This window comes from Paraburkholderia sp. J94 (assembly GCF_905220285.1).
In the GTDB taxonomy this organism is placed as follows: Bacteria; Pseudomonadota; Gammaproteobacteria; order Burkholderiales; family Burkholderiaceae; genus Paraburkholderia; species Paraburkholderia tropica_A.
Window position 1 is genome coordinate 80,424 of the sequence record NZ_CAJMZH010000016.1, and the last position, 16,680, is coordinate 97,103.

General features: G+C 57.6%; 12 protein-coding genes and 1 pseudogene. 6 read left to right on the forward strand and 7 right to left on the reverse strand.

Annotation, left to right across the window (positions count from 1 at the left end):
- Nucleotides 1-149 precede the first annotated feature (149 nt).
- Together U4Y88_RS29250 and U4Y88_RS29255 are read left to right on the forward strand one after the other, a co-directional pair.
- On the forward strand, nucleotides 150-1,040 hold the full coding sequence (locus U4Y88_RS29250) for an H-NS family nucleoid-associated regulatory protein (protein WP_321788112.1): 891 nt from the start codon (nucleotides 150-152) through the stop codon (nucleotides 1,038-1,040).
- A gap of 529 nt (nucleotides 1,041-1,569) precedes the next feature.
- On the forward strand, nucleotides 1,570-1,908 hold the full coding sequence (locus U4Y88_RS29255; RefSeq protein ID WP_321788114.1) for an H-NS family nucleoid-associated regulatory protein: 339 nt from the start codon (nucleotides 1,570-1,572) through the stop codon (nucleotides 1,906-1,908).
- 33 nt (nucleotides 1,909-1,941) lie between these two features.
- Here U4Y88_RS29255 and U4Y88_RS29260 read toward each other — a convergent pair whose 3' ends face one another.
- The 7 genes from U4Y88_RS29260 to U4Y88_RS29290 form a co-directional block, all read right to left on the reverse strand.
- A complete protein-coding gene (locus U4Y88_RS29260; protein ID WP_321788116.1) occupies nucleotides 1,942-2,205 on the reverse strand; it encodes a hypothetical protein in 264 nt (87 codons plus the stop codon).
- A 185-nt stretch (nucleotides 2,206-2,390) separates the two neighbouring features.
- Nucleotides 2,391-3,581, reverse strand: a complete 1,191-nt coding sequence (locus U4Y88_RS29265) for a PDDEXK nuclease domain-containing protein (RefSeq protein ID WP_321788118.1) — start codon at nucleotides 3,579-3,581, stop codon at nucleotides 2,391-2,393.
- Nucleotides 3,578-4,315, reverse strand: a complete 738-nt coding sequence (locus U4Y88_RS29270; RefSeq protein ID WP_321788120.1) for a hypothetical protein — start codon at nucleotides 4,313-4,315, stop codon at nucleotides 3,578-3,580. Before U4Y88_RS29270 ends, U4Y88_RS29265 begins: the two co-directional genes overlap by 4 nt.
- Before the next feature lie 1,450 nt (nucleotides 4,316-5,765).
- On the reverse strand, nucleotides 5,766-6,116 hold the full coding sequence (locus U4Y88_RS29275; RefSeq protein ID WP_321788122.1) for a hypothetical protein: 351 nt from the start codon (nucleotides 6,114-6,116) through the stop codon (nucleotides 5,766-5,768).
- Nucleotides 6,117-6,274: 158 nt separating this feature from the next.
- Nucleotides 6,275-6,592: an H-NS histone family protein gene (locus U4Y88_RS29280; protein WP_321788124.1), complete on the reverse strand. Its 318-nt coding sequence runs from the start codon at nucleotides 6,590-6,592 to the stop codon at nucleotides 6,275-6,277.
- A gap of 3,457 nt (nucleotides 6,593-10,049) precedes the next feature.
- Nucleotides 10,050-11,021, reverse strand: a complete 972-nt coding sequence (locus U4Y88_RS29285; protein ID WP_321788126.1) for a ParB/RepB/Spo0J family partition protein — start codon at nucleotides 11,019-11,021, stop codon at nucleotides 10,050-10,052.
- Nucleotides 11,018-12,226, reverse strand: a complete 1,209-nt coding sequence (locus U4Y88_RS29290) for a ParA family protein (RefSeq protein ID WP_321788128.1) — start codon at nucleotides 12,224-12,226, stop codon at nucleotides 11,018-11,020. Before U4Y88_RS29290 ends, U4Y88_RS29285 begins: the two co-directional genes overlap by 4 nt.
- Before the next feature lie 797 nt (nucleotides 12,227-13,023).
- Here U4Y88_RS29290 and U4Y88_RS29295 point away from each other — a divergent pair.
- From U4Y88_RS29295 to U4Y88_RS29310, 4 genes and pseudogenes are all read left to right on the forward strand, one after another.
- The gene (locus tag U4Y88_RS29295) at nucleotides 13,024-14,406 is read left to right on the forward strand and encodes a replication initiation protein (RefSeq protein ID WP_321788130.1); all 1,383 of its coding nucleotides are present in this window, start codon (nucleotides 13,024-13,026) and stop codon (nucleotides 14,404-14,406) included.
- A 145-nt stretch (nucleotides 14,407-14,551) separates the two neighbouring features.
- Nucleotides 14,552-14,782 (forward strand): annotated as a pseudogene (locus tag U4Y88_RS29300) (integrase core domain-containing protein); the annotation flags it as partial.
- Nucleotides 14,783-15,055: 273 nt separating this feature from the next.
- Nucleotides 15,056-15,760, forward strand: a complete 705-nt coding sequence (locus U4Y88_RS29305) for a type IV secretion system protein (protein ID WP_321788132.1) — start codon at nucleotides 15,056-15,058, stop codon at nucleotides 15,758-15,760.
- Nucleotides 15,757-16,680, forward strand: coding sequence for a TrbG/VirB9 family P-type conjugative transfer protein (locus U4Y88_RS29310; protein WP_321788134.1), 924 nt, complete (start codon nucleotides 15,757-15,759; stop codon nucleotides 16,678-16,680). Before U4Y88_RS29305 ends, U4Y88_RS29310 begins: the two co-directional genes overlap by 4 nt.

Genomic DNA, 16,680 nt, shown 5'->3' on the forward strand with positions numbered 1-16,680 from the left:
TAAAAACATTGGCACGTATCGGATCGAGAGGATGGAAACAGTTGGAAATCCGTCGAATGATCATTTCACACGGCGAATGACCGCACTTCAACAATTCAAATGTGCGTTATGGCATAGTTCTTCAAACCAACTTCAGGGAAACCAAAACAATGGCCACGCTCGATTCCATTCAGGCAAAGATTGCGAAGCTTCAGGCTCAGGCAGAAGCACTTGTTGTCAACAAATCATTGGTCGTCTTGAACAAGATCCGTGACTTGATGGACAAGCACGGTATCAGCGTTGCCGACGTCGACGCTCACGTGGGCAAGCGTCGCGGCCGCCAAGCTGCAAAGACTGCCGGCACCGCACCGGTTGTGAAGTATCGGGATCCGAAGAGCGGAGCCACCTGGTCGGGCCATGGCCGTGCGCCGCAGTGGATTGCCAGCGCGAGGGATCGAAGCAAATTCCTGGTTGAAGGTGCCGCCCAGGCCGCTGCACCCGTTAAAGCCGAAGCGAAGCGTATTGGAAACTACAAGCGCGGTCCGCAACCGGCACTCTATCGCGAACCGAAGTCTGGAGCGACCTGGAGCGGTCGCGGCCGCGCTCCAGCCTGGATTGCAAATGTGAAAGACCGCTCGCGCTTCCTGATCGCAGACGCTGATAGCAAGACTGTCGAAGCCGCCACCGCCAAGAAGCCTGCTACAGCGAAGAAGGGCGCAGCAGCAAAGAAAGCAACGCCAGCCAAAAAGGCCACGGCTGCAAAGAAGGCGGCACGTGCCACGAAGGCAACCGAAGAGAAAAAGACTGCTCCGACCAAAAAGGCGACAGCTGCAAAAAAGGCCGCACCGGGTAAGTCGGTAAGCATCGCGAAGGAAGCGACGGCAGCGAAGAAGGTGAGCGCGACCAGAAAGGTTACCCCGGCGAAGAAAGCGACGACCGCCCGCAAGGCTCCGACGAAAAAAACCGCCGCGGCGAATGCCCAGGTGCAGGACACGACGATCGCGTCTGCGCCCACCGAAAATGCTGCGCAAGCAGCTGATCTGACGACGGCAACGGCATAAGAGGGCCCACGTCCCGCAGTTGCGGGACGCCTCTGGTGCGAGTGGTTTTAGCAGGTTTCAGAACATGGACGGACTCGAGTCCGTCTGTTACTTTTGAATCTGTTCCTGCTTTGTCGCAAATCCAGATTCACAGAGTGCCAGCGACGCACCCTGTGACTCCAGGCCGCTGAGTCTCCCCAACAGGCTCGGCGGCTTTTTCTTTTTGGACACGGAACAGGCATCGCAACGCCTTCAAATATTGCCTGCAATTAGTAAAGTCCGTTACAGGAGCAATACCTACTTTCAATTGCCTATAAAAGCCTCTCTGACGACAACTCAATTAAGCCAGTCGATAACGTGTGCTGTCGCTACACTCGCCTCAAGGCCTGCGAGCGGGAAGTTCTGACGCCCTTACGTCCTTCGAGGACAGCAAATAGATTTACGCGCAGCCCCTGGACAGCTCGAACATCGAGTGCCCTGTGATATTCTGGTGACACATGACTTGCGCGGGTTAATTCTGAAAACCACGTAGCGAGTGGAGATAACCAGGATGGATGAAAGAAAGCGAGATAGCATCGTCGCCTACCTGCAGCGCAGGATGGCAGAATTCGATATCACCCCAGAGGCCATCGCAGCTTCCATCGCCGACGATCAGCGTCGAGTCAAGGCGGTGAGGTATCGCGACGCTTTTGGCAACGGCTGGGACGGTGAGGGTGTCGCTCCGCAATGGGTCGTCAATGCGACCAGCGCCGGACAATCGGTTGAGCACTTTGCGGTTCAACGAGCAGCAGACGCTTCGGGCAACAAGCGTGCTGTAAATTGGCGGGACGACCCATTCGCGGGAAGTCGACTCGCGACAACCAAGCCTGAGCATCGCCAGGCATCTTGAACGCGCCGTGATGCGCTAATTGCATCACTCTCATCAGCATCGCTGCATCTGACTGATGGTGGTTAGCTGCACTTTTAGGGCGCTGACGCGAGTTGACAGATTTAATGACGCAATAGAGACAGATTTAATACGGTCTACAGCCAAGGACCATTTGAACGCTGCGTTCTGTGTGAAAACGTCTCGATTTTTGTCCAGGAACGAGTTGACCGCGCCACGATCATGGCCAATTCGCCTGGCGATCTCCGTGCCTTTTAATGGCTGTTCCAGGCGAAGTACTCGCTTCACGTCTTCTTTCATTTTTTGGAGCTCAGAGAACCGGGTACGTTACGAGTATGCAAATCCCCGCTACTCGAAAGACCTCACGCTCGCTTTATATCTTGTGCCTCACGGGGGACTCTACAGTGGAGTCTGTTTCATGCTGCATGACGATAATTTATGAAGCCAATCAGCCATTAGAACCTGGCGAGCGATTTAGGAATACCCTATTTACCCCTTTGTTCGAGTTCAGCACGGGTCCGTTCGAGTTCCTGCGCAATTGTCTTCTCATCGGGCAGCACTGTCTGATATTCGGCCGCGAGAATCTTGTTGGGCAGGTTGTCGAGCGCGTAATGCGCTTCAGCAGCCCCCTTCTCTGCGCACAGGATCAGGCCGACAGGGGGATTTTCTCCAGGCTTCATCCAGTGCTCACGGGCATAGTTCAGATAGAGATGCATCTGCCCTGCATCGGCATAGCTGAAGCGCCCCACCTTCAAGTCGATGATGACAAGACATCGCAGGCGCCGATGGAAAAAAACGAGGTCGACCCGAAACCAGGTATCGTCGATTCTCAAACGGCGCTGCCGTCCGAGGAATGCAAAGTCATCGCCCAGCTCCAGCAGAAAATCCGCGAGATGCTGGATGAGGGCCGCTTCAAGATCGGACTCCGAATACTCGTCCTTCATGTCGAGAAACTCGAGGACAAACGGATCCCGTATGGCCTGCTCCGGTGTAAGCAGATCACCGGGCTGAACCTGTGCAGCTTTGCCGAGCAGCGCCGCCTTGTTGTGCGAGAGTGCCAGACGTTCGTAGAGCTGGCTCCCGATCTGGCGGTCAAGCTGACGTACCGACCAGCCCTCGCGTAACGCTTCGGTTTCGTAGAAGACGCGCGCGGCCTCGGTCTTGACGGAAAGCAGCCGCACATAGGCAGACCAGGGCAGCGGAAAGGCCTGGGCGACGATGGTCAGTTCCGGCGCCCTGACTTCACCCGCGCCAGTTGTTGTCGGCATCTGAGATTGTGCAGACGCTGCCTGCACAATCCAGGGGTCGGGAGATTGTGCAGACACTGTCTGCACAATCCAGGGGTCGGGAGATTGTGCAGACACTGTCTGCACAATTCGCTCAGCCGGCCAGGCAAGATAGAACGCCCGCATCTGCGCGAGGTTGCGCGCACCAAACCCACGACCGAACCTGCCGGACAGATCAGTCCCCAAACGCCTGATCAACGCCTCTCCGTAGGCCGCCCGCACCTCACCGCCCTGCTCGAACTCGACGATCCGGCGGCCGATCTCCCAGTACGTGGCCGTCATCAGCGCATTGACGCTGCGCGCCGCTGCCGACCGCGCAGACTCCACCACCGACGCGATTTCGCGATGCAACTCCACGTAATCCGGCTGCGCAATATCCATTTTCGTCATGGTACGTTCACTTCATCCTTGCCTGCGAAGGTGGCCGCGAGACTATCCAGTTGGGACAGTACTGCTGCCCCGTCACGCTCGATCCGCAACTGTCCATTCACAAATCCGCCACGACCGTCATCACCTGGGTCAGCTGCCTCGACATTCCCCGCATCCTGCGTCCAGAAATGCAGATGCGGCCAACCCGCCACGCCACCGCGATCCCGGATCGAGCAGAAGCCTGCATGGGCAAGTCCATGCACGCCAATATAGGCGCGCATGTATAGCGCCAGACGGATTGCCTCGCCCTCACCACCATATTCGTCATTGCGGACGATCTCTTCACCCGGCAACCCGAGCGCAGCGCCCGCTGCCCAGGCCCATGCGGTTGCCTCCGGGTCCGAACACTGGATCACCGCGCGATAGAGTGGATCATCCGGATGATGTCTGGTGTCACAGACAGCATCCAGCATTGCGCGCTGGCCCGCATAAAGATTCCCGTCCATCCATGACCGGAAGCAACGTGGTGTGATCGCGAGATGCCCCGCCTCATGGAGCAGCGTTGAGATTCGACATGCCGGATCGACAGCGAGCGTACCCCTATCAATCCTGCATCCAACGGAAAACCCGCTCGCCCCACTTTCATACCGCGCGGCAATCCCGGTCCAGTTCAGAAAAGCCATCGTGCGATCTCGCGTATCCGCTGCATCGATGACATAACCTGAAATTGCCGAGCCAGCCGAATATCTGCTCATCAAGTAACCCTTCTCCTTTCCAGTGAGCGTGCCGCCCGTTGGATGCGCCGCGCCGCGGCTAGCCGCGTTCCGGATACGCAGGTCCAGGTCCAGTCCCCGTGCCACCACGCAATCACGCCCCCGCTCCACGTTCAGGGTCAGCCGACGCGACTTCACACACCTCTTTGGCGACAGCGCCCCACCACGAGTGGGGCTATCCGTCGCTGGTCCGTGCGTCAATTGCACACCGTTAGGCCGCCCTGGCTGCATCCAGAGACTCGATGGCCTGCATGTTTTGCTCCGCATTATCTGCGCAGGAAAATTGCCGGGCTATCCACCCGGCTCGTTTCCACCTGAAGTTGAAACCGGCATACGCATCGTTGGATATCCCGACCGCTTTGCCGCGGCCCAGGACGATGATGTTTACGCATGCCCGTTCGCAATACGCCTGCCGATCAGTAGTGCCGTACCCAGTCGCCGGGACCAACCACACCGCAATCCCTGCGGGGTAGAACGCGCGGCTCACCAGGTCTGCTCACGGGCGACCTGCCTGACTGTAGCCCCTCATTCTATCGGGCCAGGTGCAAAGTCAAGTCAGCAAGTCCGGCGCGCGGTTTGCCAATCCACGCCGGACATCGCAGCGAGAGCGTCGTCTGTGTCCGAACAACTCGACGAGTGTAAGAGTACGCCCTCGAGCATACGGAAGAACGGGAACGGTGATGTCACCGCGCCGTGCTGATAGTTGCGCGTGTCGACTTGTCAAACTGTGTGGCGCAGTCACGCAGGCCATGAGCCAAAGTAGGGGACGACTGGCGCCACTGCCAGTGTCATATCAACGCCAGCCCAACAACCGAACAATGACACTCGCAGGATCACGTTCGCACACTTCCCGGCACGGACCACGGGGGCGCCGTGGTCGGCCATGCTCCCCGGAAACCTCCCCGAAACGTCAGGGCTATCTGTATCTCAGGATTCGCGTCCCATCTCGCACGCAGAGATCGAATCTAGATCGTCAACTACTTCGGCCGATCAGACGACCACTATCTTGCGCGGCGGCCAAGATAATTGGCGCCGTCTATCGAAGCCGGCTGCCCGCATCACATAGCTCCACAACCACATTGATTCGTATTCCTTATCATTACTCTTCAGGGAATCGGAAGATACGTGCAAGTTGACTCCCAACATGCAGCGCAGCCCCAGGCTGACGCTGAAGTAACGCCAGACCGGTTAGAGAATGTCCAACTCCCCGATTCGCTATGCGGCCTCGCCCGCAAGGGCGGTAGCGCGTGCAGATGCGCGGGGGACATTCATGGAAATCTTGCAGACCTGATCCAATGCAACCTGCAGACGACGCCAGCTCAAGCCCCGGCGTTGTGCCTACCCCGGGATCACCAAACCGTGCGTAAATGTACCCGCTCGGTTAAACAGGTCCTCACTGAAGCTACGTTTGAGAAAGTCACACTGAGGGCGACTAGAAAAGCCCGCCCTGCCGTACATCCCTGGGGGGCGGCAGCGACACCTTCGCGCGGCGCGCTCCGCGGCGGCGCACCACCCGCCGAACGTGCGCCACGAGCTCCGCCCACCCGTCTGATGCCACGAGCACGAGCGCATACTGCCGCACGCCTTCCGCGTTGCCACTCTCCGCCTGCTTCATCACACGCAGGGAGGCCCGCATCGCCACGCGTCGTGCGCGGTCCAGCAGCTGGGCGCGGCTCATGCCCGGCCAGCACGCCGCGACAAACTGCGCAATGCCAGCCGGCAGGGATTCCGGTGCGCAGCCCGGCGGCAGCGCCATGGCAACGAGTTCAAAACGGTCGGCCATCGTGGACGAGACTCTCTCTCTATATGTATACGGGGGATGCGTGAGTGGAGGATTCCAGGCAGACGCGCCGGAGGCGTGAAGACTGTGAAGGGAGCGCCCGGCCCGTCACACAACCGGACTTACACAATTTCCCTCACCTCACCTCGCTTTGTTTTGCTTCACTCGTCGCCGGGCCACCAGGGCTGGGGACGGGGTGCGTCGATCGCGTAGTCCTCGAGGCGCTTGCCCGCGAGCCACGCTGGACGCCGCCCCCGGCCCGACCACTTCCTGCCCGTCGCCGGATCGTAGTATTTCGCCGGCGCGGGCGCCGGTCGGTCATAACCCAGCGCCCGGCGGATTTCCTGCTCGGTGATCCCCAGCAGTTCAACCTCCTCCCGGAACCGGGCCAGGACTGTGGCGACTTCGCGCGACCGCGCATCGGCCAGCAGGTCGTTGACGTGACCAAGTTCGGCTCGCAGGGTTTTCAGGTCGGACATGGGCCTTCATGGCAAAGCGGCCGGAGCGGCGCATGTCCTGATTCTAGCGTCCGCCGCAGATCGGTAGCGGCCGCCCGTCGCGTTCCGTGAATGCATCAGTACGCAGCAGCTACCCGGTTGCGGGAGCAGAAATCAATGAATTACAGAATACGTATCAATCACTACATCGATTGATGGCGGCCGGTCCGCATCGGGCCGCGATGCGCTCCGGCATGGTCCTGCGCACCCTGGCCAGAGCCAGTCCCGTGAAACATCGCCTGAAAATCGTCATATTATCTTTAAAAATCAATTACATAAATAACAAAACTCAACGCACCCCTATTGTTTCACGGACAGCCGTCGGGCGGGTAAAACTGGGCCACATTACCGTCATAATGTGGCCCAGTTTAAGATCTAGTCGATCGCAGCGGCGCCCTTCTTCTCTGCAGCGTCATGACAGACTCGCAGGCGCCGCATCGCGGGCGAGCGCATTGAGTTGAAATCCAAACTGCTATCTGACTGACGGCGACGGCGGCTTAACTTCACTCCCGACAAGGAACGGCTTTCCCAGACACGAGCGTAGCCGATGAACTGCATACGCCACACAGCGGAAACCTCGGGTTGCCCGACTTCAGCACCCGTGTGGCTGCGGCACACGATCCCGTGCTGCTGGCGTTCCTGGAAATGGAACCGCCGCACGTCGATCGCGTGGCGTAGCTGTACACAGCCACGCGCCCGAATTTGATGCGTGGAGGATGCGGAAACTGCGCTCGTGCCACTCACTATTCACAGGTGAATGCAGGAGCCAGCACCACGCTCGACGATGCGTGCCCCGACCGATGTGAGCCGCTACATCGTTTTGCTGAACTACGGTAACTGGAAGTGGGCGTTTGCGGACGAGGCCGACAATCCGACTCGTGCCGAACTGGGCGGTGCGCTCGACGCTAGGCACACGCGTGACGAGGGCGATGCAAGGCCGTCGACCATGACTAATTACTACAGCTGGGCCGTCCAACCCGCCCGGATGCCGTCGCCATGCGCGGCGTCGATCCATCTAGCTCATCTGCTACTGTCTGCCTGCTGACCTCCCGGACGCCGTTGCGGTCGCTGCGGCCAGTACCGCACCGGCGCCGAACGGCTCTTTTAGTAGGCGACAAAAACGTGCCTATCTAGCCGGCGGAGCTCGACAAGCTCAGCACCTCTATATCACCCTCCGCCACGCCCCGTCGCCGTGGGTGACCGTACATGCGTCCTGCGCACCGTGGCTAGGCCGACTACCGTCAATTCTTCAAGCCGCGACCCGACGCTTCGACCAAGGAGCAGCAATTCATCGTGACTTCGCCGTGCGACATCTCCTTCGAAATAGCAGATCCGTTGTATCTCGCCTGCCAACAACGAGTTGCAGCGCGAAATGAAGCCCGATCGGGGAGCACGGAGCCACGCCTTTGGAAAGGCCTAAACCTGTCCACGCTGTGTCGTCTGCAAGCAGGGCCACGTCGTGATCGAGCTCGGGCCTGCTGAGTTCCACCCCAACTATCCGATGCGCCACAGGTCATCTGCTAGTTGAACGCTACTCACGACAAGCACGCCAAAATGCACAAGTTACCATTCAACGATCTCGCTCAATTAGTCCGGGTCTAGAAGGCTACCCTCAGCTTGTCGGCAGGATCTTTGCCGGCCCTTCCGAGTCCTCGCAGCGTGCAACGACGCTCGAGATTCGATTACGAGGCCAGTCTGAGCAACCGCGCCGGAAAGTGAGAACTTGTAGCTTGGCTATGTGGAGGACGCCGGCATAGACGAAGTCGCAGCGTCGACGCACTGGTTACGCTGCTCATACGCGAGAGAGGTGGCACGGGATTCGATGCGTGCAACGCATTGGTCAACATGGGCGCCACGCAGATACGGATTTCCTATCCATTTGTTGATGACGAAGAACGTGACAGGCGAGCCGGTAGCCGAAGGCTATTTGGCTGAGAAGCTGATCCAACTCCCCGCCCATAACGCCGGCGCTGATCGTGGCGCAGTGTTACGTCGGCTTTCGTGCATCTGCTTACGCGCACATATGCCACACGCTTCCCCTTTCTCTTCGAGGATTCCAAAAATCATCGGGATATGAGATTCGCCTAAACGTTTCGAGCTTCGAGCGCGCCGCCCTGCGGCACAATCTCGCCAGCCATGTCCCGCGGCAGATCGCTGATGCTCACTCGATTGAGCTCACACAGGGGGTACAAATGCAGACCTCTACAGCAGCCGCACGGATGTCTCAGCTGGACACAGTCTGACAATCAGGTCGTGATCGCCCTAAGCTCCACACTTGGAACTCCGGTTTTATCCCGGACTTTTAAAGCTAAGGCATTCGCAATCTCCGGGAAAATGTCCGACTTTCCGCTGTATAGCCCATCTCGCCCGTCGGCACTGGCCTGTCAACTTGCTCTGATCGTTCCGGGAGGACAGCACCGATGATTGAGCAGGGTAAAAAGTGTCTCCAATGGAGACACCATAACTCCATGAACTCTGGCGTTGTTTGCGACCATTCAGGCCCGCTCTACACGCACGGCATTGGTATCGGGTTACCGCGCCCGCCGGCACCGCCGTCGGATGCATTCACTCTCTTCAGGTCACGTTCGCCCATTGCCGCGGCTCCCACGCCAATGGGAGTGACTCCAAAGGAGGCACTCGCTGCCAAGACTGTTTGCCGATTTGAGCACTACGCCAGAGCAAGCAATTCAAGACGGAGCAGGCAAATGGCATATACATGTGCGCTCGCCTGAACTCTATGCACACGATGTACTGGGTTAGCTAACTGGTTATCCGAGAGGGAAACGTGAACCCGTGTCTCCAAAGGAGACACTTTCACATGAAACTGCGGTTTCGCTCCCACACTCGGACACAGCGAGGGATCACATTCGAGGAAACCGATCGAAGACGTTTCTGTAGAAGCGCATCCAACGCGTCGGTCTCCATACGCGGATTGCAGCTGTACTCCAACGCATCTTCGTGCTGGGCATAAGCCCAGTCCTCAGTCAGAACAACAGCCAGACGGGAGTGTCTCCATTGGAGACACTCCAACGTGAAGCTTGGCAATAAGTATTTATTCGCAAATCCGTCATACCGAAATCCGCAATGGCGGGGCCTTCCGGATAAGACCGCACCACTGGCAGTGGGCGGCAAACTTAACAAATGAGAGAAGTCTCTAGGAAAGATGTCCCGGCCCAACACACGCATGTCGGCCACACCAACCAGAAGCTCAACGAAAGTGTCTCCATTGGAGACACTTCAGATCCAAGAATTTGCGCCTGCAATAGAACACGATCAGTGCTGCGGCAGAGCTCTTCAAATGGGGAAACTTCGAAGTGCGTCGCTCTTGCCCCTCGGTTCTTCGGCTTAAGATCGTCCCATGCTCTCCCGACGGACCTTACCAAAAAGATGACGTAAAAAAAGCCCGATAAATCGGGCTCCGTGGTTCGCACAAAAGGACTTAGGCTGGGCCAGTAAACAGTTGCGCAATTAGCTCACGAACCTGCTTCTCTTTTTCGTCGGTGAGCAGTCCCGCTCTTATCTTTACCGTTAGCCCCGCGGAATCGCGGGTAATAGATCCGGCTTGGTTCCCTCCGGCAAAGATCTTTTCGATCTTTCGATCACGAACGTTAAGGTCCGTCTTCCCATCGTCCTCGATTGCCTGCTTGATGGCCTTCGCGAGTTTCGTTTGATCGAGATCGCCAGCGACGACCTTCGCCCAAGCCTGCTTGGCATGCTCGAACGCCTTCGCATCCTGCTCCCGCAGCGCTGACACCAGGTTCTGGGCGGCATGGGCTCCGAGCAACCGTGGTTGCACGTCCAAGTCACGAATAACAAAGTCCGGCAGCTCTGCAAAGGAAAGGAATCTATACAGTTCCGAACGCGAAATCCCCAAAGCTTCAGCCACCCGCTTGCGATTGGGAAACTCTTTCTCCGTTCGCCGAATCGAACGTGAAATCTCGTAGTCCGACAAGTCTTCCCGCGCGACATTTTCGACGAGCGCTAGCAACGCCATCTCTTCGTCAGAAAGATCGACCACGAAGACTTTAATGATCTCCTTCTCGATCATCTTGTGCGCGCGCCAACGTCGTTCGCCCGCCACCAGTTGATAGCCCGCGTCCTTACGCCGGACAACAATGGGTTGAACGAGGCCCGACTCTCGAATCGACTCTGCAAGTTGAGTCAGCTTGCTTTCGGAAAATACCTGGCGTGGTTGCCAAGGATTCGGAACAATGTCGGCGACTCTCACCTCTGACGGCAAACCAGCCTTCTCCAACTCGGAGATTCGCTGCTGTGCTTGCGCCAGAGCTCCCGCCATTCCGGGGGCAGTCAGCGGCGTCTTGTTCTTCTCTGATTGTTCAGCGAGCTTGATATCTTTCGTTGCTCGAACGTCGGCCGTTTTGGCCATCATGCGGTCACGCAGGCTGCTCATTGGCCGGCCCTCCACTGTGCAACATATTGGTCGTCAATCCACTTGCAGTAATCCATTAGTGGCTGCTTTACCCGAGCTAACGTCTTCGCCACAGTGTCAGCGCGTGACAAATCGAACACGGTCGAGAATGCCAACGCACCATTGCTCATGACCGAACTTGCCGGAATCTCGATCGCATGAAGCCAGTCGCCATAAGCTCGCTGCGTCCACGAGCGAACGACCGGCGCGGACGAGGTCGTCCCGTAGTCAACTTTCGACAGGAGCACGGAAACAAAGTCGTAGGTCTTGTCGACGTCGTGCTCGGCAAAGCCATTCGCGACTTCGGCGAACAACGACCAAAAGGACGAGGAGGATATGAAGTCGAGACTCTCGGGCACCAACGGCATCACCATCGAATCCGCCGCCATCAACCCATTCAACGTCATATAAGAAAGAGACGGCGCGGTGTCGATAATGATGTAGTCGTACTGGGTCCGAAGCGGCTCAATCCCGTTACGCAAAATAGACCAGAACTTGAATCCGGGATTCGTCTTCTGCTCAGCGGGGAGATGAAACTCCGCGTCATGCAGATAGTTATGCGCTGGAATGATGTCCAGTCCGTCCCAGTAAGTGCTCTGAACCTTGGCTCCTAGACCACCTTCGATGTTGGGATCGTAGATATAGGGGAGGACGGTGTCGTCCCAATTAATATCCTTCTCCGCATACAGGCCACAGAGTTCCGACAGTGACGCTTGCGGATCCAGGTCGATCATGAGTACCTTGCGGCCGCGTAGGCTGAGACCTTGACCAAGGCACATCGAGGTCGTAGTTTTGCACGAACCGCCTTTGAAGTTCGCCGTGGTCAATACGCGGCCACGTTGCTCTCGTGTGCCGGTGACAAGCGGCGTCTGATAGATCGTCGAGACTTTTTGCACCCACTCCCGAGCGTCCTTCAATGAAAAGATGCGTGCCCGGCCAGTTCCGTGCGTTTCTCCTGCGGGAAGCTCACTGCCATCCTTCGTAGCGAGATAATTGATCTTCTGTCGATCAAGGCCACAAAGCTCCGACAGCTCTCCAATCGTGAAGACCGGGGCATTTTTCCGCGGACGCGGTGCCAAGATTTGATCGCGGAGTTCGTCCGTCATCACTTTCAGACGATCTGCAAACTCACTGAAATCCGTGAGTTTCACCCGTCGATCGATACTTGGAAGCTCGCTCAAGTTCATATTGGAAATTCCTTTTCATCAAAGGTGAGGTGATTTCTGAACACCCACCTTCTATTTCTACGGTTTGGCAGCATTCGCTTGTCGAACCGTAGAATACTCGTCGTGCCGAAGAATTGCCATTACATTCGCTGGTTCCGAAGCCATTCGAGTCGATATTTTCGAAAAAGCTTGAGTTTCAATCGCTTAGCCAACGGTTTTTGGGGCGCCGTACAGCAGTTGGCGGCCCCCACTGCTGGGGACCGTCTGAATCAAGGGTCTATCAGCGTTTAGACCAACACAAAACACCTCACCTTGCGTGCATGAAAGTCACTTGTTTCTGTGCAGCTTTCGCACCGCAACACAATTTGCCTCACCTTGTGGATTCAAATTTCTACATTTTTTTTCGGTTTAGCTGCTGAGCGAAGTTGTCGTCAGAAGGAAACCAGCACGTAGATTTCTTTTTCTTGCATGGCTGTGGTTAGTTTGTTTTTGTAAACATAGAACCAACAAACCACTAACAGAAACAGAACTTCTTAATCTAAACAGCCACTTAGCGATTCAAGGTGAGGTTTTATGTGTTAGTGGTGCTGTTGATTGAGTGCGATGGTGAGGTGTTTACCCCGCGAAAGTGAGGTATTTAGGGTCGCAAGGTGAGATCTTTGGGCGCTAATGGTGAGGTAATTTGTGATTGGCTTAGCGGAAGGTGAGGTGTTTTGAGCAGGGCATACTGACTAAGGTGAGGTGATCTGTGTTGACAGCGCACCTTGCCGTCGGTACCGTACGGCACAAATTGCGGCCACGATGGCGAGGGGAGTCGAATGACGGCAGGAGGGCAGGTAGCCACGTCCAGGCAGTTGGCGTTGGCGCTTTTCGACGATGCGCGAGGGGAGGACTTACCGGTCGAGGCAGCCCGAAAAGATATCGGCTTCGCGCGAAAAAACGTCCTCATCCGAATCGTAGATCTCGGTGTCGCCGCGCGGCGACTGATCGATGCAGCTTACTTTGTCGTGGCTCAGGAAGCCGGCATTCACGATCTATATGACGTCGAACTCGACTACTTTAAGTGGCTCATGCGGTACTCAAGCCGCAACAACGCTCACCTTGAGCAAGTCATCACGGAAGCTCAGAGAGCACTCATCCAGGCCACGGCGGAAGCCGAGGCTGATGGTACAAAGCCGTTTGGCTCCGTCCAGCTGATTGGTCGAATCTCTTACGCCGGCGGCCGCTTCCAGTTTCGAGTCCCCCCGGACCTGATCGGCATAATTCGCGGTCCAGGGAAGTCACACTGGTTAAGTCTTCGGATCACGTCGCTGTTCACGCTCAGCTACGCGCGGGTGATGTACGACCATCTACTGCCATACGCCGACGAGGGCATAACCGAATGGTTCACTCTCGATGAGCTTCGTTCCTGGCAGGGTGCGATCGGTGCAAAGGCGAAAGAGTTCAAGTACTTCAAACGCGACTGGCTCGGACCGGCTGTCGAGCAGATTAACGCAGTTTCCGATCTACACCTTTCCTTCGAGACTCGCAACGAGCAAGGCTCCCGAAAGATCGGTCGCCTTCGTTTCCGTATCGAACGTAAAGCCGTCGAAGAGCGCTTGTTACATACACACGAACAAGCGAAGGTGTTGTACGAAACGCTCAAGCAAGAATTCGGTCTCTCCAGCGCGCAATTCGGCCAGATTGCGTCGGATCGCGACACGTACACGGACGAGCGCTTAGAGCAGGCCATTGAGCGTACGCGCTTCAGTCTAAAGCTCGGCAAGGTATCGAAGAGCCCTGCGGGCTTTTTCATGAAAGCCTTGAAGGAGCGATGGATTGTGTCCGACGCTGAACGTCAGATGGTGGAGCAACAGGAGACACTCGCGCTTGCGGAGCGGCGTGAAGTAGATGCGAAACAGCACGTGGAAACGCGCGTGGCTCTGCAAATTGCAGCACAGAACGTAGAGGCCCAGAACCGGATCGTCGATGAGGTCCGCCGAGGCTGGGAGATATACCAAGGTGCGACGGCGAAGCAGCGGGACGATTGGCGCAGAGCCTTTAGGGGCAGTGCGGCAGGAAAACTTACTTTACGTCGTCTCGGCATAGACGCATCAGTGGATCTGCCCGAAGCAATGTTTGCTCGATATCCGGATCTGCACGATGGTTTCGCTGGATTCGTTTTCAACAAATCACGCACAGCAAAGAGCAAGGAGCGGTAGTCTTCGGCTCGCGCAGGCGCGGATGTTGAGAGGAACTTCTCGAACCATAGCCGTTCACCTCTTTGGCAAACCCTGAATGCACTTACACCGCACCATAGGTGTGCACCTTTGATGTGTTTCCGGCGTTGCGATCAAACATCAAAAGGAGCCATTAAGCGCGCCGGTGTATAGCCCGCAAAGTCACGGCATGACATAGAGCTTCGTGAAAACGATGAAGCGCGATTACGTCGCCTTCATGCCGAAGCCAGATGCAGCGGCCGTTGCACGCAACCTGATCATTGCGTTCATATTGCATTACAACGAGGAGCATCCCCATAGCGCGCTCGAATACCGCTTGCCTCGCGAGTTCCTGCGCTCGATGACGCAGCAACCTTAGTGTGAAGCTGTGTCCACTATTGCAGGGGCAATCGCCATTCGAAGGCTGATTACGCGCCTTGATACGCCGCGCTAGTTTTCGCTCTTCTTCGTGGGTAGTCGAAAAGCTCACTAAAAACTGCACCATTTCGCTCAAATGCTTGCAAGCGCTTGCAAATCAGCGCTTCCAAACCGGATGAACGGAATGGTGTGCAAATCCCCCCGCTTTTGACGCGGAGCACCTGAACCGCCATTGTTCTAATTGACGCGAACCAACTCGTCTTGCGCGCGCGTCATGCCTCTCTTCCGTCGTTCCAAAAAGCAGATCGCCCTGTCTACCGCTCCGGGCGGCTACTCCGAAGAAGATCCCGAAAAGATCATCTTCGATCGCGGCACGCGCCTGCGTGTCGAGGCCAACCACTGGAAGCTGCTCTGCTTCGTGCTTGCCGCCGTCGCTGGCGGGGCGGTGTGGACCCGGCAGCCGCCGCCTTCCGTCGTTAAGTCCTACGGCATCTCGGCCGACGCGGGCGGGCGCCCGCTGATCCGGCAGCTCGCCGCATACAAGCCTGACGACCAGGCGCTGCGTTCGTCTATCGCCGACTCCGTGCAGCGCTGGTTCACCATCGAGCCTGTGCTTACGCCGACGATCGAGACGTCGCGCCTTGCGCGCAACATCAATGCCGTCAAGTCGCAGATGGCCGACAACGGAAAGAACCAGTTCGCCGCGTGGCTCAAGCAGGACGCACCGTTCCAGACCATCACCGCCAATCCCAAGCTCGTTCGCGAGACGAAGGTCAGCAACGTCTCCGTGCTCGACGATTCGACCGTCGTTGTCGAGTTCACCACGTCCACGACCCAGTTCCCGGCGGACAAGCCGGTTGAAGTGCGCTACGCGCTGACGCTGCGCTACCAGATCGTTCCGGCCAGCTCCGACGACGCGGTCGGCACCAACCCCTTCGGGATTTTCTTCCCGTTCTTCACGATTCAACGAACCGCATGACGAACCCGGCACTCCGCTTCCAGTTGCCGCTTGCCGCGCTCGTCTGCGCGCTGGCGATTTCCAGCCCCGTCCACGCCGCGCGCAAGACACAACCGCTCCAGACACTCTCCGGCCCGCTGGACGTGGGTTCCATCATCGGCGACCCGATGAGCCCGGTGAACCCGTATAACACGGGCGTGGATCCGGTCACGATGCCCAACGACGCGCGCATCGTCGTCTTCAACTACAGCCGCGACCAGATCTTCTGCGTGATGGCCGCGCCCGCGAAGCTCACGACCATCGAGTTCGCGCCCGGCGAGAAGCTCATCTCTGATCCTGCATTTGGCGACACGGTGTCGTGGACATGGGATTCAGATAACGCGAACCACCTGTACATCAAGCCGATGCGGCCGTCGCTCGTCAACACGATGCACGTCTCGACGAACCTGCGCGACTACTACTTCACACTGGTTTCGTCGCCCGTTGGCGGTCTGTTCTACCAGAGCGTGCGTTTCCACTATCAACAATCGCTGCTGGCGAAGGCCCGTGCGCGTGCTGAGGCCGATGCGGGTGGGGCCGGTGGAGCAGGTCAGGGCGCCGGACTGGACGCGGGCCCGGACGCGGGGCGCAGCGGCTCGACCGACTCGGGGCCGCTCGGCGTCTCGCCCGAGAAGCTCAATTTCGAATACACGGTGTCGGGCTCCGCGCCGTTCAAACCCGAGACGGTATTCGACGACGGCAAGTTCGTCTGGCTGCGCCTGCCTGCCGGCGCGCCGTTCGCCGTGCCGATCGTCAAGGATCACGGTGACGACGTCGCGCCGAATTTCATCCGTCGCGGCCCGTACATCGTCGTGCAGCAGCTCGCCGACAAGATCGTGCTGCGCGCCGGGAGGGACGACGTGACGATCACGCGTGGCCGCCACGGCCTGTTCGGGTTCTGA